Genomic DNA, 20,104 nt, shown 5'->3' with positions numbered 1-20,104 from the left:
CTTGACAATACCCCGCTCAGTGGATAAAGCGCCCGATGGAAGAAAGGCCCGGAGGGCAGGGGCGAAAGGCCTGGTGGGCGGAGTAGCGCGGAGCGCGGCCCGCCCTGCCGTCATGGAACAATCGGACACGTGGGATCAATACGCCCATCAGGTACGACCAGGAGCAGGAGACACAGGACGATGCGTATCGGAGTTCTCACCGCAGGCGGCGACTGTCCCGGCCTGAACGCCGTCATCCGGTCGGTCGTACACCGCGCGCTGGTCGGCCACGGCGACGAGGTCATCGGGTTCGAGGACGGCTTCAAGGGCCTCCTCGACGGCCACTACCGACCCCTGGACATCAATGCCGTCAGCGGCATCCTGGCCCGCGGCGGCACCATCCTCGGCTCGGCGCGCATGGAGCGCGCCCGGCTGCACGAGGCCGCCGAGAACGCGCACGAGCTGGCCCGGCGCTACGAGCTCGACGCCCTGATCCCGATCGGCGGCGAGGGCACCCTGACGGCCTCGCGGATGCTCTCGGACGCGGGGATGCCGGTCGTCGGCGTCCCGAAGACCATCGACAACGACATCTCCGCCACCGACCGCACCTTCGGCTTCGACACCGCCGTCACCGTCGCCACCGAGGCCATCGACCGCCTCAAGACCACCGCCGAGTCGCACCAGCGCGTGATGGTCGTCGAGGTCATGGGCCGCCACGCCGGCTGGATCGCCCTGGAGTCCGGCATGGCCGGCGGCGCCCACGGCATCTGCCTGCCGGAGCGGCCCTTCGAGGTGGACGCGCTGGTCAAGATGGTGGAGGAACGGTTCTCCCGGGGCAAGAAGTTCGCCGTCGTCTGCGTCGCCGAAGGCGCGCACCCGGCCGAGGGCTCCATGCCGTACGAAAAGGGCGCGATCGACGCCTACGGCCACGAGCGCTTCGCCGGCATCGGCAACCGCCTGGCCGTCGAGCTGGAACACCGCCTCGGCAAGGAGGCCCGCCCGGTCATCCTCGGCCACGTCCAGCGCGGCGGCGTCCCCACCGCCTACGACCGCGTGCTGGCGACCCGCTTCGGCTGGCACGCCGTGGAGGCCGTGCACCGCGGGGACTTCGGCAACATGACCGCCCTGCGCGGCACCGACGTGGTCATGGCCCCGCTGGCCGAGGCCGTCACCGAGCTGAAGACCGTCCCCGACGACCGCATGTACGAGGCCGAGTCCGTCTTCTGAGCGGCCCGTTCGGCCCGTCCCGCCGGGACCCGGGCCCCCGCTCGCGCGCCGAACGGCCCCGGACGCCCTCCCGCGAGGAGGACGTCCGGGGCCGCCGCGGCCGGTGCGCCCGGTCACGCACCGCCGGCCAGCGACCAGAACCGCTCCGAGATCGCCTCCAGGTACTCCCGGCCGGCGTCGCCGGTCCAGGTCGAGCTCTCGCCGCCGCCCCAGCTGACCGTGGCCACCATCCGCTGCTGGTACTCGTTGTAGAGCAGCTCCAGGACCCGCTCCAGATGCGCCTTGGGCACCGGCAGCAGCTTGGCCAGCGGCTTCACGTACGCCTGCCAGCGGGTGGTCGCCGCGCTGCGCAGCAGCCCCTCGAGCTCCTCCTGCTTGCCGGTCACCGCCACGAACTGGGCGAGGGTCAGCTTGAGCGCCGAGGCGAGGGCGGCGGACTGGCGCTCGTTGCCCTTCCAGCGCCCGCTGTCCTCCATCTTGAGGTACGCGCCCGGCTCCAGCCCGACCCGGCGGGCCAGGTCCTCGGGGTCCATGCCCCGGGCCAGCCGGTGTTCCCGCAGGGTGACGGGCTCGGCGAGCAGCTCCCCGGGGGAGCACCAGAGCACGCCGGCGAGGGCGGTCAGCTCGGCGGAGCTGGGCGACTGCTCGCCCTGCTCCCAGGCCATCACGGTCTCGGGCGCGACGAGCAGGCCGTACTGCGCCCGCAGGCCGTAGGCGACGTGACCGGGCGCCATGCCCAGGGCCGCGCGCAGGCGACGCGCGGCGGGGGCATTGAAAGGTGGGCTGGAGTGCACAGGGCACACCGTAGGAGTGGCCGAGCCGCTGCGACTACAGACCAATCAAACAAGCCAATAACTCGTAGGAAAGTCCTATGCAGTTCATGACTTTATGCGGTTTTCCCGGCGACTGTCCGGTAATCGGATGGACGGAAGATCCATTCACAGCGTACGGATCAGGCCACTCCATTTCAGGCACCTCCGGGGGCCCGCCGCGTGATCCCCACCACACACCGTGAACCGCACCCCTATGCCTTACGTGATCCATAACGGGGGCCCTCGCATACGGGGGTGGCGAGGGCCCCCGCGTACTCAGGGCCTGAACCAGACCGTCGCCATCGGCGGGAGCGTCAGCCGCAGGCTCTTCGCGCGGCCCTGGGCCGGCACCGGCTCGGGGCGCAGCGGACGGCCGTGGTGGACCCCGCTCCCTCCGTACACCTCCAGGTCCGTGTTGAGGACCTCCCGCCACGCCGGCACCTCGTCCGGCACCCCGATCCGGTACCCGTGCCGGACCACCGGGGAGAAGTTCGACACGCACAGCAGCTGCGAGCCGTCGTGTCCGTACCGCAGGAACGCGAACACGTTGTCGTCGGAGGCGTCCGCCTCCACCCAGGCGAAGCCCTCCGGCACCGAGTCCCGCTCCCACAGCGCCGGCGCCGCCGTGTACGCCCGGTTCAGGTCGCGCACCAGCTCCCGCACCCCCCGGTGGTCCCCGGCCGCCGGGTAGGAGGAGTCCAGCACCCACCAGTCCGGCCCGTAGGTCTCCGACCACTCCGAACCCTGTGCGAACTCCTGCCCCATGAAGAGCAGCTGCTTGCCGGGATGGGCCCACATGAACCCCAGGTACGCCCGGTGCGTCGCCCGCTGCTGCCACCAGTCGCCCGGCATCTTCGACACCAGCGAGCGCTTGCCGTGCACCACCTCGTCGTGCGAGATCGGCAGCACGTAGTTCTCGCTGAACGCGTACACCATCCCGAAGGTCATGTCGTGGTGGTGGTACTTGCGGTGCACGGGCTCCTTCGACACGTACCGCAGCGTGTCGTGCATCCAGCCCATGTTCCACTTCAGCCCGAAGCCCAGCCCGCCCGAGTCCGTCGGCCGCGTCACCCCGTCCCAGGCCGTGGACTCCTCCGCGATCGTCACCACTCCCGGACAGCGCCGGTACACCGTCGCGTTCATCTCCTGGAGCAGCGCCACCGCGTCCAGGTCCTCCCGGCCGCCGTGCTCGTTCGGCGACCAGTCGCCCTCGCCGCGCGAGTAGTCCAGGTACAGCATCGAGGCCACCGCGTCCACGCGCAGCCCGTCCACGTGGAACTCCTGGCACCAGTACACGGCGTTGGCCACCAGGAAGTTGCGGACCTCCTTGCGACCGTAGTCGAACTCCAGCGTCCCCCAGTCCGGGTGCGCGGCCCGCCGCGGGTCCTGGTGCTCGTACAGCGGCCGCCCGTCGAACTCGGCCAGCGCCCACGCGTCCCGCGGGAAGTGCGCCGGCACCCAGTCGACGATCACCCCGATCCCCGCCCGGTGCAGCGAGTCCACCAGGAAGCGGAAGTCGTCCGGGGTGCCCAGCCGCGAGGTCGGCGCGTAGAAGCCGGTCACCTGGTAGCCCCACGAGCCGCCGAAGGGGTGCTCGGCGACCGGCATGAACTCCACGTGCGTGAAGCCCAGCTCCTTGACGTACGAGGGCAGCTGCTCGGCCAGGCTGCGGTAGCTCAGCCCCGGCCGCCAGGACGCCAGGTGCAGCTCGTACACCGACATCGGCGACTGGTGCGCCGGGCGCAGCCCCCGCGCGGCCATCCACCGCGCGTCCCCCCACTCGTAGCGGGAGGCGGTGACCACCGAGGCGTTCGCCGGCGGGACCTCCGCGTACCGGGCCATCGGGTCGGCCCGCAGGGTGTGCTCCCCGTCCGGACGGGTGACGTCGTACTTGTACAGGGCCCCCTCGCCCACCCCCGGCAGGAACAGCTCCCACACCCCGGTCGAGCCCAGCGAGCGCATCGGGTACGCCACCGGGTCCCAGCAGGAGAAGTCCCCGGTGACCCGCACCCCCTGGGCGTTCGGCGCCCACACCGTGAACCGGGTGCCGGCCACCCCCTGGTGCTCCATGACCTCCGAGCCGAGGGCCGTCCACAGCTCCTCGTGCCGGCCCTCGCCGATCAGGTGCAGGTCCAGCTCGCCGAGGGTGGGCAGGAACCGGTACGGGTCGTGGACCTCGATCTCGTCGCTGTCGTAGGTCACCAGCAGCCGGTAGTTCGGGACCCCGGTCAGCGGCAGCAGCCCGGAGAACAGCCCGTCCCCCTCGTCGAAGAGCTCGGCCCGCAGCCCCTTCGCCACGATCGTGACGGCCTTCGCGTAGGGGCGCAGCACCCGGAAGGCCACCCCGCCCCGCTGGGCGCGGGCGCCGAGCAGTGCGTGCGGGTCGTGGTGGCGGCCCTCCAGCAGCCGGGCCCGTTCCCCCGCGTCCAGCGCGGCGGCCGGCCGGACCCCGTGGGGCGGCGCGGCGCGACGGGCCCGCGACCCCCTCGGTACGGGCGGCCGGGCCGCCGTCTTCGGCGCGGGCGTCGGGGCCGCGTCGGGGGCGGCTTCCTCTCGGACGGTCGGTGACGGCTGTCGTGCGGCGCTCACGCGAGCGGCCTCCTCGGGGGCTTCGGGTGGGGGGTGGAGCCGGGTACGGGCGGGGGCATGCGGTGGGCCGGGCGCTCGGGCGCCGACAGCCGGCGGATCGCCGCCATCGGGACGTGCAGCCAGTCGGGGCGGTGCCGGAACTCGTAGCGGGCCTCGTACACCGCCTTGTCGGTCTCGTACGCGCGCAGCAGGACCGGGTCCTCGCGCGGGTCGCGGCCGGTGGTGCGGGCGTAGCCCTCGCAGAACGCGGCCCGGCAGGCGTCCGCCCAGGCGGGGGCGAAGGGCCGGTGGGAGCGGGCGGCGTAGTCGAAGGAGCGCAGTATCCCGGCGACGTCGCGGACGGCCGGTTCGGGGCGGCGGCGGTCGGCCAGGGGGCGGGCGGGCTCGCCCTCGAAGTCGATCAGCGCCCAGCTGCCGTCGGCCGTGCGCAGGGTCTGGCCCAGGTGCAGGTCCCCGTGGATGCGCTGGGCGGGCACCCCGGCACCCCGGGAGGCGGCCAGGGCGTCGAAGGCTCCGCGCAGCCCGGCCTCGTAGGGCCGCAGCGCGGGCACCTCGCGGGCGGTGGCGGCCAGCCGCGCGGTCATCCCGGCGGCGAGCCGGGCGGTCTGCTCGGGGCCCAGGGCCAGGGTGGGCAGGGCGTCGGCCAGGGCGCTGTGCACCTCGGCGGTGGCCCGGCCCAGGGCGTGCGCCTCGGCGGTGAAGTCGGCGCCGGCGCCGAGCCGGCGCAGGGCCAGCTGCCAGCCGTCGTCGGAGCCGCGCAGGTAGGGCTGGAGCACGCCGAGGGTCAACGGTTCTCCGCCGCCCGGCGCGGCCTCGTACCAGGCGACCGGCGCGGGCACGCGGGCGCAGCCGGCGGCGGCCAGGGCTCTGGGCAGCTCCAGGTCCGGGTTGATCCCGGGGCCGACCCGGCGGAAGACCTTGAGGATGTACGCGTCCCCGTAGATCAGCGAGGAGTTGGTCTGCTCCCCGGACAGCGGCCGGGGGGTGAGACCGGCGTCGATCGGGGCGTCCGGGTCCCGGTCGAAGCGCAGCGGCCCCAGGGTGCCGGGGGAGCGCAGCCGCTCCAGCAGCATGGCGGCGAGCCTCGGGTCGCCCAGGGCCTCGTACACCGCCCTGCCCGCGTACGGGCCGGACCGGGGGTGGCCGATCAGGGCGGGGGCGAGGGCGGGCGGCAGCGGGGACGGCCTGATGCCCAGGAGCAGTTGGTAGCAGTCCCCGTCCACGTCGAGCAGCAGGTGCAGCAGTCCGGGGACGGAGCCCGGCGGCAGCAGTTCGGCCGCCGAGACGGCCCTGAGCCGGCCGATCCCGCGTCCCTTGCCCGCGAACCAGCGCTGCGCGGGCAGCCATTCCCTCAGCATCGGTTCGAGCGGGCCGATCCCGGCGGCCCGGTCGGCCGCCAGCCGGCTCCGGGCGGATGCAGCCTCCGACATGGCGTCGCGTCCTTTCCCCGGGCCGTCACAGAATGCGCAGAGTGTCCCGGATGTGCGGCAGTTGCTTCTCCGGTAAGTGCGAGTGTCGGGTCAGGATGCTCCGTACAGGGGCGGGCGTTGACCCGTTGGAGTGCCCGCCCCGTTCCGGTGGCGCGCAGGTTCGCGCGACTGGCCTACAGACCGGGCTGTTCCCGGCGCAGGCGGAACCAGTAGAAGCCGTGGCCCGCCAGCGTCAGCAGGTACGGCCATTCACCGATCGGCGGGAAGCGCACGTCGCCCGTGAGCTCCACCGGGACCCGCCCGTTGAACGACCGCAGGTCCAGCTCGGTGGGCTGTGCGAAGCGGGAGAAGTTGTGCACGCACAGCACCAGGTCGTCCCCGAACTCGCGCAGGAACGCGAGGACGGCCGGGTTGGACGAGGGGAGTTCGGTGTACGAGCCGAGGCCGAAGGCCGGGTTCGCCTTGCGGACCTCGATCAGCCTGCGGGTCCAGTGCAGCAGCGAGGAGGGCGAGGACATCGCGGCCTCGACGTTGGTGACGCGGTACCCGTAGACCGGATCCATGATGACCGGCAGGTTCAGCCTTCCCGGATCGCAGGAGGAGAAACCGGCGTTGCGGTCGGGGGTCCACTGCATGGGCGTGCGGACCCCGTCGCGGTCGCCGAGCCAGATGTTGTCGCCCATGCCGATCTCGTCGCCGTAGTACAGGACGGGCGAGCCGGGCAGGGACAGGAGCAGGGCGGTGAACAGCTCCATCTGGTTGCGGTCGTTGTCCAGGAGCGGGGCCAGCCGGCGCCGGATGCCGATGTTGGCCCGCATCCGCGGGTCCTTGGCGTACTCGGCGTACATGTAGTCGCGCTCTTCGTCGGTGACCATTTCGAGGGTCAGCTCGTCGTGGTTGCGCAGGAAGATGCCCCACTGGCAGCGGTCCGGGATCGCCGGGGTCTTGGCCAGGATCTCGGAGACGGGGTAGCGCGACTCGCGGCGCACGGCCATGAAGATGCGGGGCATGACCGGGAAGTGGAAGGCCATGTGGCACTCGTCCCCGCCGGTCGCGTAGTCCCCGAAGTAGTCCACGACGTCCTCGGGCCACTGGTTGGCCTCGGCGAGCAGGACGGTGTCCGGGTAGTGCGCGTCGATCTCCGCTCTGACCCGCTTGAGGAGCGCGTGGGTGCGGGGCAGGTTCTCGCAGTTGGTGCCCTCCTCGGCGTACAGGTAGGGCACGGCGTCCAGGCGGAAGCCGTCGATGCCGAGGTCCAGCCAGAACCGCAGGGCGGAGATGATCTCCTCCTGCACGGCCGGGTTCTCGAAGTTGAGGTCCGGCTGGTGCGAGAAGAAGCGGTGCCAGTAGTACTGCTTGCGGACCGGGTCGTAGGTCCAGTTCGAGGTCTCGGTGTCGACGAAGATGATGCGGGCGTCCTGGTACTGCTTGTCGTTGTCGGCCCACATGTAGTAGTCCCCGTAGGGCCCGTCCGGGTCCTTGCGGGACTGCTGGAACCACTCGTGCTGGTCGCTGGTGTGGTTCATGACGAAGTCGATGATCACCCGCATGCCGCGGCCGTGCGCGGCGTCCACGAACTCCACGAAGTCGGCGAGGTCCCCGAACTCGGGGAGCACCGAGGTGTAGTCGGAGACGTCGTAGCCCCCGTCGCGCAGCGGCGAGGCGAAGAACGGCGGCAGCCAGAGGCAGTCGATCCCCAGCCACTGGAGGTAGTCCAGCTTCTGGGTGAGCCCCTTGAGGTCCCCGACGCCGTCGCCGTTGCTGTCGTGGAAGGAGCGGACGAGGACCTCGTAGAAGACGGCCCGCTTGAACCAGTCGGGGTCGCGGTCCTTGGCGGGGGTGTCCTCGAAGGTGTCGTGGACGGGATCGTTGATCATCATGTGGTGGGTGACCCTCCGGTGGGCGGGGACGGTCGCAGGGCGGCCAGGACGTGCGCGGGCGTACGGCCCGGTTCCAGGCGCACGTAGTTCGCCCTGCCCCAGTGATAGGTCTCGCCGGTGAGCTCGTCGCGCACCGCGAGGGACCCGTGCCAGTCGAGGCCGAGTACCGGCATGTCCAACGAGACCGTCGCCTCCTGGGTGTGGTGCGGATCGAGGTTGACGACCACCAGTACGGAATTGCCCTCCGCGTGTTTCGAATAGGCGATCACCTGTTCGTTGTCGGTCGAATGGAAGTGGATGTCCCTCAGCTGCTGGAGGGCGGGGTTGCGCCGGCGCATCCGGTTCAGGGTGGTGATCAGCGGGGCGATGGAGCGGCCCTCGCGGTCGGCCGCCGCCCAGTCGCGGGGGCGCAGTTCGTACTTCTCGGAGTTCAGGTACTCCTCGCTGCCCTCGCGGACCGGCTCGTTCTCGCAGAGCTCGTATCCGGCGTAGACGCCCCAGGTCGGGGAGAGGGTGGCGGCGAGGACCGCCCGGACCTCGAAGGCGGGGCGGCCGCCCTTCTGGAGGTACGCGTGGAGGATGTCCGGCGTGTTGACGAAGAAGTTCGGCCGCATCACGGAGGCCGAGCGGGTGCCGGAGAGCTCGGTCAGGTACTCGGTCAGCTCGGCCTTGGTGTTGCGCCAGGTGAAGTACGTGTACGACTGCTGGAAGCCGATCGAGGCCAGGGCGCGCATCATGGCCGGCCGGGTGAAGGCCTCCGCCAGGAAGATCACGTCCGGGTCGGTCTTGTTGATGTCCGCGATCACCTTCTGCCAGAAGACGACCGGCTTGGTGTGCGGATTGTCGACGCGGAAGATCCGGACCCCGTGGTCCATCCAGTGGCGCAGGATCCGGCAGGTCTCCTCGATGATCCCGGCCATGTCCGTGTCGAAGTGGATCGGGTAGATGTCCTGGTACTTCTTCGGCGGGTTCTCGGCGTAGGCGATCGTCCCGTCGGCGCGGTGGCGGAACCACTCCGGGTGCTTCTCCACCCAGGGGTGGTCCGGGGAGCACTGGAGGGCGAAGTCGAGGGCGATCTCCATCCGGAGCTCGCGGGCCCGTGCGACGAAGGCGTCGAAGTCCTCCAGCGTCCCCAGATCGGGGTGGACGGCGTCGTGCCCGCCCTCCGGGGAGCCGATGGCCCACGGCACGCCCGGATCCCAACTTCCCGCCGATAGGGTGTTGTTGGGACCCTTGCGGAAGGTCGACCCGATCGGGTGGACCGGCGGCAGGTACACCACGTCGAAGCCCATCGCGGCAATGGCCGGGAGCCGTTCGGCGGCGGTCCGGAACGTGCCGCTCACGGGGGTCGAGCCGGGCTCGACCACGGCGCCCTCGGAGCGGGGGAACATCTCGTACCAGGAACCGAAGAGGGCCCTCCGGCGCTCGACGAGCAGGGGCAGCGCCTTCGCGGAGGTCACGAGCTCCCGGTACGGGCGCCGGGCCAGCGCCGCGTCGACGGCCGGGGCGAGCGCGGCCGCGTGGCGCACCTCCACGGGCCGGTCCTCGTCGCGCATCACGTCCGCGGCGGCCAGCACGGCCTCGCGCCCGTCGCGCTTGGGGACCTTGGCGGCGGCCCGCTCGTAGAGCTCGGCGCCTTCGAGGAGCGTCAGGTCCGTGTCGAGACCGGCCGGGATCTTGACCGCGGCGTGGGCCCGCCAGGTCGCGACCGGATCGCTCCACGCCTCGACGGTGTACGTCCACCTCCCCTCGGTCTCGGCGGAGACGCGGGCCCCCCACCGGTCGGTACCGGGGGCCAGCTCGCGCATCGGGACGGGCGGGCGCAGCCGCCCGCTGGGATCGCGCAGGACCACATGGGCGGAAACGGCGTCGTGCCCCTCGCGGAAGACGGTGGCGGAAATCTCGAAGACCTCGTCCACCACCGCTTTGGCGGGTCTGGCACCGCAGTCGACGGCGGGGCGGACGTCCAGCACGGGAATGCGACCGATCATGATGGGATCACCTGAAGGCAGTTCGCAGGGCTCGGTGACGGGCCAGCCGGAATCACGGCTGGTAGTGCACGCTCTGTTCGCTCTGTTTCTAGCCGCTCGGAAGACGGCTGGGCTGCGGGCATGGCCGCTCCTGTCCGCGTTCACTCGGGTGGCGGGAGAAGGTCGGGGGAGGGTGCGCCGTGCGTGTACCGCGTGTACCCGCTGAGCCCTTCCCAATCCCACAGCGCCCAATCCGTGCTGTCGGTTAACTACTCGTACGTAGGGAGCGCCCGATTCCCCAAGCCCCTGGTCGACATCGGCCGAGGCTCCGTCAAGTCGGCGGGGACCAGGTGAGGTCCGGCGTGACACCCCCGCACCCCGTGCCCCACCGGCCCCCCGCGCCCCGCGAGGGCACCGGGACGCGGGCCCGGGCCCGATCGCCCGCACCGGAGGCTGACGGTGTTTCAGCACTTCGGAAGGGGTCACCCGGGGGCGTGATCCGCGCGAGAATGCGCGGCATGGGTCTGACCGAGCAGCTCGTGCATCCCGACCCCCGGCAGCGGGAAGGGGCCGCGCGGTGGGTGAGCGGGGCGGTGTGGGGTCCCGGGGCGGAGGCGGAACTGGCCGGAGTGCTCGTCGAGGCCGCCTGCGTGGAGGAGGACCCCGCCGCGCTGGAGGCGCAGGTCGGCGCGCTCGTCGCCGTCGAGGCGGGGATCAGCGACCTCGGGCTCCAGCGGCTCGGACTGCTCTGGCCCGCGCCGCCCGCCCTGGAACGCCTCCTCGCGCGGGCCGGCCGGCTCCAGGTCTCCGCCCCCGTCACCCCCGGCGGGGCCGCCACCCTCGCCGTGGTCCGCTGCCTGCGCGGGGCGCCCCGCACCGGGTCGCGGCTGCGCACCACCGACGGGGCGTGGGTGGTGCTGGAGCGGATCGAGCTCTACGGGCGGGCCGTCGACCGGCTGGACGCCGGCAGCACCGCCCGGGTCCTGCTCTCCGGGACCGGGGCGCGCGGGCTGCAGGAGTGGGACCGCCTCGACGTCGACCCCCGCGCGCGGGAGTGCGTCCAGGGGCTCCTCTCGCCCGACCCCCGGGTGCGCCGCCTGGCCGCCGCCGAGGCCTGCGACTGGCCCGACTCCTGGGACGACGACGCCGGGCGCCGGCTCTGCGCCGCCCTGGCCCGGGCCGCCGCGGCCGAAACCGACCCGGAGGCCCTGGAGGGCGAGTTGCACGCCGTGCTCCGGCTGGCCGTCTTCGTCTCGTTCCCGGTCCTCGCCCTGCTGCGCGGCCTCGAACGCGCGGCCCTGCCGCCCTCGCTGCGCCCGTATCTGGACGACCTGTTGGACGAACGGCCGCCCGGGGACCGCATCCGGCAGTAGCCTTCCGGGGGCGTTGCGCGCCTGCACAGCGTGGTGCGGCCGCTCCGATCCGTCATCCCCTGCGAAGGTGGAACACGTGAAGGCTATCCGTCGATTCACCGTGCGCCCCGTCCTCCCCGAGCCGCTCATGCCACTCGCCGAACTCGCGCGCAACCTGCGCTGGTCGTGGCATACGGAAACCCGCGAACTCTTCCAATCCGTCGACCCCGAGGGCTGGCAGGCCGCCGGCGGCGACCCCGTCCGGCTGCTCGGCTCCGTCTCCGCCACCCGGCTCGCCGAACTCGCGGCCGACCGGCGCTTCCTGCGCCGGCTCGCCGTCGCTGTGGCCGACCTCGACGACTACGTCCACGGCGGGAGGTGGTACCAGACCCACGAGAACAGTGGCGGGCTGCCCGCCGCCATCGCCTACTTCTCCCCCGAATTCGGCATCACCGCCGCCCTCCCCCAGTACTCCGGCGGGCTCGGGATCCTCGCCGGCGACCACCTCAAGGCCGCCAGCGACCTCGGCGTCCCCATCGTCGGCGTCGGCCTGCTGTACCGGCACGGCTACTTCCGCCAGTCGCTCTCCCGCGACGGCTGGCAGCAGGAGCACTACCCGGTCCTCGACCCCCAGGAACTGCCCCTCGCCCTGCTCCGCCAGGAGGACGGCACCCCCGCCCGCGTGACCCTCACCCTCCCCGGCGGACGGTCGTTGCACGCGCACATCTGGCAGGCCCGCGTCGGCCGCGTCCCGCTGCTCCTGCTCGACTCCGACGTCGAGGACAACGACGCCGGCGCCCGCGAGGTGACCGACCGGCTCTACGGCGGCGGCAGCGACCACCGCCTCCTCCAGGAGATGCTGCTCGGCATCGGCGGCGTCCGGGCCGTCCGCACCTACTGCCGCATCACCGGCCACCCCGAACCCGAGGTCTTCCACACCAACGAGGGACACGCCGGGTTCCTCGGCCTCGAACGCATGAGGGAACTGGAAGGGGAGCGGGGCCTGGGCTTCGACGCCGCCCTCGAAGCGGTCCGCGCCGGAACCGTCTTCACCACCCACACCCCCGTCCCCGCCGGCATCGACCGCTTCGAGCGCTCCCTCGTCGCCCGGCACTTCGGCGAGGGCGGCGAGCTGGCCGGCGTGCCCGTCGACCGGATCCTGGAACTCGGAGCCGAGTCCTACCCCGGCGGCGACCCCGGGGTGTTCAACATGGCCGTCATGGGCCTGCGACTCGCCCAGCGCGCCAACGGGGTCTCCACCCTCCACGGCGCGGTCAGCCGCGGCATGTTCGCCGGGCTCTGGCCGGGCTTCGACCCGGCCGACGTACCCATCACCTCCGTGACCAACGGGGTGCACGCCCCGACCTGGGTCGCCCCCGAGGTCATGCGGCTCGGCGCCCGCCAGATCGGCGCCGGGCGCACCGAGGACGCCCTCGCGGTCGGCGGCTCCACCCGCTGGGACGCCGTCGCGCAGATCGCCGACCAGGACGTGTGGGACGTACGGCGCTCCCTGCGCGAGCAGCTGGTCCAGGAGGTGCGCGACCGGCTGCGCGCCTCCTGGAAGCAGCGCGGGGCCGCCGACGCCGAGCTCGGCTGGGTGGACAGCGTCCTCGACCCGGACGTGCTGACCATCGGCTTCGCCCGGCGGGTCCCCTCGTACAAGCGGCTCACGCTGATGCTGCGCGACCCCGAGCGGCTGCGCGCCCTGCTGCTGGACCCGGACCGCCCGGTGCAGATCGTCGTCGCGGGCAAGGCGCACCCGGCGGACGACGGCGGCAAGCGGCTCGTCCAGGAGCTGGTGCGCTTCTCCGACGACCCGCGCGTGCGGCACCGGATCGTCTTCCTGCCGGACTACGGCATGGGCATGGCGCAGAAGCTCTACCCGGGCTGCGACGTCTGGCTCAACAACCCCCTGCGGCCGCTGGAGGCCTGTGGGACCAGCGGCATGAAGGCCGCGCTCAACGGCTGCCTCAACCTGTCGGTGCTGGACGGCTGGTGGGACGAGTGGTTCGAGCCCGACTTCGGCTGGGCCATCCCCACCGCCGACGGGCTCGGCACGGACGAGGAGCGGCGCGACGACCTGGAGGCGGCCGCCCTCTACGAGCTGATCGAGAACCGGGTCGCGCCCCGCTTCTACGACCGGGCCGGCCGCACCGGGCTGCCCGACCGCTGGATCGAGATGGTCCGGCGCACCCTGGTGTCCCTGGGCCCGAAGGTGCTCGCAGGGCGGATGGTACGGGAGTACGTGGAGCGGCTCTACGCCCCGGCGGCGCTCGCGCACCGCGCCCTCACCGCCGACGCGGCGCGGGACCTGGCCTGGTGGAAGGGCCGGGTGCGGGCGGCCTGGCCGCGGGTGGCCGTCGAGCACGTGGAGGCCGTCGCCGCCACGCCGGTGGGAGGCACCGCCGAGCTGGGGGCCACCCTCACGCTGCGGGTGCGGGTGGCGCTCGACGCGCTCGCGCCGGACGACGTGGAGGTGCAGGCGGTCGCGGGCCGGGTCGACTCCGAGGACGTGATCAAGGACGGGCGGGCCTTCCCGCTCAAGCCCGCCGCCGGTCCCGACCTGGAGGGGCGCTGGGTCTACGAGGGCCCCCTCGCCCTCGACCGGACCGGCCCCTTCGGCTACACGGTACGGGTCCTGCCCACGCACCCGATGCTGGCCACCCCGGCCGAACTGGGCCTGGTCGCGGGCCCGGTGGACGCCGACACGGCGACCGGCGGCGTCCTGCTGCGCTGACCCGGGTCAGGGGGCGGGCGGCGGGTCGACCAGCCGCCCGTCCTCGACCAGCATCCCGGCCCGCTTGAGGGTCCGCAGGTTCGGGATGACCTCCACCTGCCCTATGCCGGGCACCGCGCCGATCCGCTCGGTGAGGTACGTGTACAGCGCGTCGGTGTCCCGGCACACCACCACGGCCAGCAGGTTCGCCGCCCCGGTGATGGCCGCCGCGAACGGCACCTCCGGATGGCTCCCCAGCGCGGCCCCCACCTCCGCCAGCCGGGCGGGCGGCACGGTCAGCAGCAGGGAGGCGTCCGCCTCGTAGCCGAGGTGCTCCGGGATGACCTCCACGTCGAAGTAGACCGCCCCGCACTCCCGCAGCCGCTCCAGCCGGCGCCGGGCCGTGGACTCCGACAGGCCCGAGGCCCGCGCCAGCTCCGGGTAGCCGGCGCGGCCGTCCTGACGCAGGACCGCCAGCAGCGCCAGCTCGGCCCCGTCGAGGGTGTAGCGCGCCTCCTCGTACTCCGGCGCGGGCGGCGGCGGGCGCAGGGCCTCGACCTGGTCCGGGCGCAGCCCCTTCAGCGCCGCCCAGACCCCGGGGCCGCCGATGTACTTGCGCAGGACCGTGTGGGCGCTGATGGCGGTCACCCGGCGGGTGCGCGGCAGCTTCTCCAGCAGCAGGGCGTCCCGGTCCTCGCGGGTCCGGGCCCGGGTCATGCAGTGGATCTCCGTACCGCCCGAGTTCAGGGTCACCCAGGCGATGTCGGGCCGGCGGGCCAGCGCCTCGGCCACCGCGACCGCCGCGTCCGGGGCGCACTGGACGCGCACCCAGGACTCGAACAGCCCGACCCGGCCGCCGACGGGCAGGCCGACGACCCGGAGCAGGCCGTTCCCGCGCAGCCGGTGGTAGCGGCGCACCACCGTCTGGTCGGAGACCTCCAGTACCTCGGCCAGCCGGCTGAAGGGGGCCCGGCCGTCGATGGACAGCGCCTGGGCGAGGGCCTGGTCGAAGGCGTCCAGCTCGGTGGGCCGCTCCCCGCGGTTCGTGAGGTGCATGGTTTCCATCATTCCAGGTGCGTCAACGACCGGAATCCTGCGGAACCGGTCTTCCGGGTGGGTGATTCGGGTCTCCGCTGCCACGGTGGGGCGACCGCAGAGAAGACCCAACGCCGGGCACCGACGACCCCGGCTCGGAAGAACCAGAGGAGAATCCCCATGCGCAAATGGCTGCCCCTGACGGCGGTGTGCATCGGGGCGTTCATGCTCCTGGTCGACGTCACGATCGTGACCGTCGCCCTCCCGGACATGGCCGCCGACATGCACACCGGTTTCTCGGGGCTCCAGTGGGTGATGGACATCTACGCCCTCGCCCTCGCTGCCCTGCTGCTCGGCTCCGGATCGCTCGCCGACCGGATCGGCCGCCGCCGGGTCTACCTCGGCGGGCTCGTGGTCTTCGCCGCCGCCTCCCTGGTCTGCGGCCTGGCCGACGGACCGGGTGCGCTGATCGCCTTCCGCGCCGTCCAGGGCATAGGCGGCGCGGCGATGGCCGCCACCTCCATGGCCCTGCTCAGCGCCTCCTACCAGGGCCGCGACCGCGGCGTGGCCTTCGGCGTGTGGGGCGCGGTCAACGGCGCCGCCGCGGCGGCCGGGCCGATCGTCGGCGGGCTGCTCACCGAGCACTTCGGCTGGCGCTGGATCTTCTTCATCAACCTGCCCCTGTGCGCCCTGGCCGTGTTCGTGACCCTCAGGGCGGTGACGGAGTCCCGCGACCCGCGGGCGCAGGGGCTCGACCTCCCGGGCATGGCCACCTTCACCGTGGGGGCCGGGGCCCTGACCTACGCGCTGATCCGGTCCGGCGAGGACGGCTGGGGCTCGCCCGCGACCCTCGGGCTGTTCGCCCTGGCGGCCGTCGCCTTCGCCGGCTTCGTCCTCGTCGAGCTGCGCGGCTCCCGCCCGATGCTGGACCTCTCGCTCTTCCGCAGCCCGGCCTTCGTGGCCGTGATGACCGCCGGACTGCTGACCTCGGGGGCGGCGTTCTCGTACCTGATGTACGTCTCCCTGTGGCTGCAATCCGCCGAGGGCATGACCCCGGTGGGAGCCGGTCTGGCGCTGGTGCCGATGAGCCTGGCGGCCTTCGTCGTCGCGGCGGCGGCCGGGCGGCTGCTGCACGGGGTCTCCGCGCGGCTGACCATCGGCGGCGGGCTGCTGCTGATCGGCGGGGGAGCGCTGCTGCAGGCCTGGATGCTCGACGCCGGCGACAGCTGGCCCGCGCTGGTGCCGGGGCTGGCGCTGACCGGGGTCGGGGTGGGCGTGTCGATGCCGGCGCTGGCCGCCGCCGCCATGGGGGCGGTGCCCCCGGCGCGGGCGGGCATGGCCGGCGGGGTGCTGAACACCTCGCGGCAGCTGGGCACGGCCCTGGGCATCGCGGTGCTGGGCGCCGTGTTCCAGGCCGGGCTGGCGGACGGGCTCGACGGGCGGCCCGCCGGCACCGCCGACGCCCTGGCCGCCGGCGGGGCCGGCCGGCTGCTGGAGGCCGTGCCCGGGGCCCGGGCCTGGGTGGACGCGGCCTTCGCGAGCGGGCTGCGGGAGACCTTCGCGGTCTCGGGCGCGCTGGGCCTGGCGGGCGGCCTGACGGTCCTCCTCCTGATGCCCCGCCCGGCGGCCCCGGCCGCCGTCCAGGTTCCGGCCCAGGCCCAGGCCCCGGCCCAGGCCTCGGCTCAGGCCCCGGCCCCGGCCCCGGCCTCGGCCCCGGCCCCGGCCTCGGCCCCGGCCCCGGCCTCGGCTCAGGCCCAGGCCCCGGCCTCGGCTCAGGCCCAGGCCCAGGCCCAGGCCCAGGCCCAGGCCCAGGCCCAGGCCCCGGCTCAGGCCCCGGCCCAGGTTCCGGCCCCGGCCCCGGCCCCGGTCGTCGAGCCGACCCGTCCGGGCCGGCCGGCGTAGGGCCTGCCGCTGCGCGGGTCCGGGCGGCGCCCGGGGAACGGGCGAAGGGCGGGGAGGGGACCCGGCCCGGCGCAGCGGCGGGCGGCGGGGCAGGAGGGTGAACCTTCGAACGGATGGCGTATGGCACCGGGCCCGCCGCCCCGCCGGTGCCTAGGCTGCCTCGCGGACGCCCCCGCGAGAAACGGACCCCCCATGCGCCTCCGCTCCACAGCCACAGTCGCCACCGCCCTCCTCGCCGCCGCGCTGGTCCTCCCCACCTCCGGCCAGGCCCTGGCCCACGACCACGACCACGGCACCCTCGGCGAGATCCACTACCGCTTCACGGACGACGACGGCGACGTCCGCCACGGCACGATCGAGCCGGCCGACAACGACACCTGCTACCGCCTGACGGGCACCAGCCGCAACCGGGCGGCCTTCGCGGTGCAGAACGACACGGACTCGCTGGCCCTCGTCTTCCGCGACAACAGCTGCGGCGGCGAGGCCCAGGAGGTGCTGCGGCCGGGCGAGCGCGCGCACGACCTGAACGCCCGCTCCGTCTTCCTCAAGCCGACCGACGACCACCACCACGGCCGCCACGACCGCGACGACGACTGGGGCGACGAGGACCGCGCCCGCCCCCGCCAGCAGCGCGGCAAGGACCGCGTCGTGTTCGACCGGGCCTTCATCGACGCGGCCCGCCGCTCACTCGGCTGATCCACCGCCCGCGGCCCCGCGCCGCAGGGGCACACGGGACAGGGCCGCCCGGGGAGGATTCCTCCCCGGGCGGCCCCGTGGTTTCAGCGGTTCAGCCGTGGTTCACTGCCTGGCCCGAGGGGTCAGAAGGTGAGCTTCCAGCTGTCGATCTTGCCGGTGTCGAAGCTGGCGTTGTCGTTCACGCGCAGCTTCCAGACGCCCTGGGCGACCTCGGAGGAGGCGTCCACCGTGTAGCTCTTGATGATGTTGTCGGCGCTGCCACCGGCACGGTTGTGCAGGTTGTAGACGGTGCCGTCGGGGGCCACCAGGTCGACCTTCAGGTCACCGATGTAGGTGTGGAGGATGTTGACGTCCACCTTGAGGGTGCTCGGGGCGTTGCCCGTGCGGGTGACCGTGATCGGGGACTCGACCGTGGCGTTGTCGTTGATCGCGTAGTCGGTCGTGTTCTCGAACACGTTCTGCTGCGAGGTCCCGACGGTCCAGGTGAAGGACGCGGTGCCCGTCTTGCTCGCCGAGTCGGTGACGGTGACGGTCACGTTGGACGTGCCCGTGGTGGTCGCCGTACCGGAGATCAGACCGGTCGAGGAGTTGATCGACAGGCCGGCCGGCAGGCCGGTCGCCGCGTAGGTCAGGGCGCCCGGGTTGGTGCTGGTCGCCTGGACCTGGAGGCTCACCGCGGTGTTGACCTGGGTGGTCTGGTTCTGGATCGCGGTGACGGTGACCCCGTCGTTGATGCGCGGGCCGACGTTGATGGCGGCCCAGGCGTTGGCCACGTTGTTGTACGTGGCGGAGCCCTGGCCGTACAGGTCGGCCGCGGCCTTCAGGGTCTGGACGCGGGCGTCGGCGTAGTTGGTGGTCGACTTGAAGTAGCCCACCGTCAGCGCGCGGAACCAGATCTTCGCGGCGGCGTCACGGCCGATCGCGGTGACCGGGAGGCCGTCGGAGGTCGGCGAGTTGTAGCTCACGCCGTTGATGACCTTGGCGCCGGAGCCCTCGGAGGCCAGGTAGAACCAGTGGTTGGCCGGACCCGAGGAGTAGTGGACGTCGATCGAGCTGATGCCCGAGTACCACGCGTCCTTCGACGCGCCGTCCTTGCTCGGCTTGTCCATGTAGCGCAGCGGGCTGCCGTCGCCGTTGATGTCGATCTTCTCGCCGACGAGGTAGTCGCCCACGTCGGTCGGGTTGTTGGCCCAGAACTCGACGGCCGCCGCCATGATGTCGGAGGTGGCCTCGTTCAGACCGCCGGACTCACCGCTGTAGGTCATGTTGCCGGTGACCGAGGTCAGGCCGTGCGTCATCTCGTGGGCGGCCACGTCGATGGAGGTGAGGGGCTTGTTGTTGCCCTCGCCGTCGCCGTAGGTCATGCAGAAGCAGGAGTCGTCCCAGAAGGCGTTGACGTACGCGTTGCCGTAGTGGACCCGGCTGTAGGGGGCCACGCCGTCGTTGCGCAGGCCGTTGCGGCCGTGGACGTTCTTGTAGTAGTCCCACGTCAGCTGGGCGCCGTAGGCGGCGTCCGCGCCGGCCGTCTCCTTGTTGGAGGGCAGGCCGTTGCCCCAGACGTCGGTGGTCTTGCTGAAGAGCGTGCCGGTGCCCGACGAACCGCCGTTCAGGTTGTAGGTCTTGTGGCCGCCGCGCCCGGCGTCCGTCAGCGTGTAGTTGCTGCCGGACTGGGTGGTGCCGAGGGTGACCTGGCCGCTGTACTGCGTGTTGCCGGTGCCGGTCTCGACGGCCTGCCACTGGGTGATCTTCGCGCCGGTCTTGGCGTCGGTGATCACGTGCAGCCGGCTCGGGGTGCCGTCGTCCTGGAGGCCGCCGACCACCGTCTCGAAGGCGAGGACCGGGACGCCGGAGCCGGCCCAGATCACCTTGCGGGCGCCCTTGTCGGCCTTGGACTGCTTGGAGCCGGCCGAGTTGGCGGCGGAGACCGCCTGGCCCTCCGCGGCGGTGGTGCTGACCGTGGCGTTGGTGTCCGCGACCTTGATCTCGTGCTGGGTCGCCTTGGTCACGCTCTTGGTGACGCCGCCCTTGGCGTGGACGGTCAGGTCGCCGCCGAGCACGGGCAGGCCGTCGTAGGTCCGCTCGTAGGTGGTGTGCGTGGTGCCGTCGGCGTCCTTGGACACGTCACGGACGATCAGCTTCTCGCCGCTGCCGAGGCCGAGCGCCTTGGCGGCCTGCGCGGTGGTCGAGTTGGCCTCGCTGATGAGCGTCGCACGCTCCGAAGCGCTGAGTACGAGGTTGGCCGCGCCCGGGTTGGGCTGGGCGGCCGTGCGGGCCTGCGACGCGGTGGCGTCGGCGGCGGCGGTGGCGGTACCGGCCTGCATACCTACGGCGACCAGGGCAGCCGCAGCTACGAGTGCGCCGGCCGCGGTGGCACGCCGCTGGGGGGTGGGACTCAACGCAGACTCCTTCTGCAAGGGGGGGGTTCCGGATGGCTGGGTGGGCCTCCGGGCAGATCAGGGCTGTGCGATGAACGGATCAGAGAGTGCCACCTGGAGTGTCCGATGTCAGGGCCACAT

12 protein-coding genes are annotated in these 20,104 nt (G+C 72.8%); 5 read left to right on the top strand and 7 right to left on the bottom strand.

Features of this window, described 5'->3' with window-relative positions:
- Positions 1-180 precede the first annotated feature (180 nt).
- A complete protein-coding gene (locus AB0469_RS16090; RefSeq protein WP_366452005.1) occupies positions 181-1,206 on the top strand; it encodes an ATP-dependent 6-phosphofructokinase in 1,026 nt (341 codons plus the stop codon).
- Positions 1,207-1,319: 113 nt separating this feature from the next.
- On the opposite strand, the gene AB0469_RS16085 is transcribed toward AB0469_RS16090, so the two are convergent.
- The 5 genes from AB0469_RS16085 to AB0469_RS16065 all read right to left on the bottom strand — a co-directional run bounded on the left by AB0469_RS16085 (position 1,320) and on the right by AB0469_RS16065 (position 9,908).
- On the bottom strand, positions 1,320-2,009 hold the full coding sequence (locus AB0469_RS16085) for a helix-turn-helix transcriptional regulator (protein WP_366452004.1): 690 nt from the start codon (positions 2,007-2,009) through the stop codon (positions 1,320-1,322).
- 285 nt (positions 2,010-2,294) lie between these two features.
- Entirely contained in the window at positions 2,295-4,607 is a 2,313-nt protein-coding gene (gene glgB, locus AB0469_RS16080) for a 1,4-alpha-glucan branching enzyme (protein WP_366452003.1), read from the bottom strand.
- A complete protein-coding gene (locus tag AB0469_RS16075; protein WP_366452002.1) occupies positions 4,604-6,037 on the bottom strand; it encodes a maltokinase in 1,434 nt (477 codons plus the stop codon). The genes glgB and AB0469_RS16075 overlap by 4 nt, the downstream gene beginning before the upstream one ends.
- Positions 6,038-6,210: 173 nt before the next feature.
- A complete protein-coding gene (gene treS, locus AB0469_RS16070) occupies positions 6,211-7,917 on the bottom strand; it encodes a maltose alpha-D-glucosyltransferase (protein WP_366452001.1) in 1,707 nt (568 codons plus the stop codon).
- The gene (locus AB0469_RS16065) at positions 7,914-9,908 is read right to left on the bottom strand and encodes an alpha-1,4-glucan--maltose-1-phosphate maltosyltransferase (RefSeq protein ID WP_366452000.1); all 1,995 of its coding nucleotides are present in this window, start codon (positions 9,906-9,908) and stop codon (positions 7,914-7,916) included. The genes treS and AB0469_RS16065 overlap by 4 nt, the downstream gene beginning before the upstream one ends.
- Positions 9,909-10,405: 497 nt before the next feature.
- Between AB0469_RS16065 and AB0469_RS16060 the strand changes: the two genes are divergently transcribed.
- Both AB0469_RS16060 and glgP read left to right on the top strand, forming a co-directional pair.
- Positions 10,406-11,260, top strand: coding sequence for a hypothetical protein (locus AB0469_RS16060; protein ID WP_366451999.1), 855 nt, complete (start codon positions 10,406-10,408; stop codon positions 11,258-11,260).
- A gap of 76 nt (positions 11,261-11,336) precedes the next feature.
- Entirely contained in the window at positions 11,337-13,976 is a 2,640-nt protein-coding gene (gene glgP, locus AB0469_RS16055) for an alpha-glucan family phosphorylase (RefSeq protein WP_366451998.1), read from the top strand.
- 6 nt (positions 13,977-13,982) lie between these two features.
- On the opposite strand, the gene AB0469_RS16050 is transcribed toward glgP, so the two are convergent.
- Positions 13,983-15,011 (bottom strand): Lrp/AsnC family transcriptional regulator, encoded by a 1,029-nt coding sequence (locus tag AB0469_RS16050; RefSeq protein WP_366451997.1) that lies wholly within the window; start codon positions 15,009-15,011, stop codon positions 13,983-13,985.
- A 159-nt stretch (positions 15,012-15,170) separates the two neighbouring features.
- Here AB0469_RS16050 and AB0469_RS16045 point away from each other — a divergent pair, with 159 nt between their 5' ends.
- Both AB0469_RS16045 and AB0469_RS16040 read left to right on the top strand, forming a co-directional pair.
- Positions 15,171-16,892 carry an MFS transporter gene (locus AB0469_RS16045; protein WP_366451996.1) on the top strand — a complete coding sequence of 574 codons (1,722 nt, stop codon included), beginning with the start codon at positions 15,171-15,173 and terminating at the stop codon, positions 16,890-16,892.
- 192 nt (positions 16,893-17,084) lie between these two features.
- Complete coding sequence (locus tag AB0469_RS16040; RefSeq protein WP_366451995.1) at positions 17,085-17,588, top strand: hypothetical protein; 504 nt, start codon at positions 17,085-17,087, stop codon at positions 17,586-17,588.
- 122 nt (positions 17,589-17,710) lie between these two features.
- On the opposite strand, the gene AB0469_RS16035 is transcribed toward AB0469_RS16040, so the two are convergent.
- The gene (locus AB0469_RS16035; protein WP_366451994.1) at positions 17,711-19,984 is read right to left on the bottom strand and encodes a M4 family metallopeptidase; all 2,274 of its coding nucleotides are present in this window, start codon (positions 19,982-19,984) and stop codon (positions 17,711-17,713) included.
- Positions 19,985-20,104 lie beyond the last annotated feature (120 nt).

Origin of the sequence: Streptomyces sp. NPDC093801 (assembly GCF_040701585.1) — a bacterium.
Taxonomy (GTDB): domain Bacteria; phylum Actinomycetota; class Actinomycetes; order Streptomycetales; family Streptomycetaceae; genus Streptomyces.
Note: the sequence above shows the minus strand (reverse complement) of the source record. Positions and strands in the feature narration are given on the sequence as shown.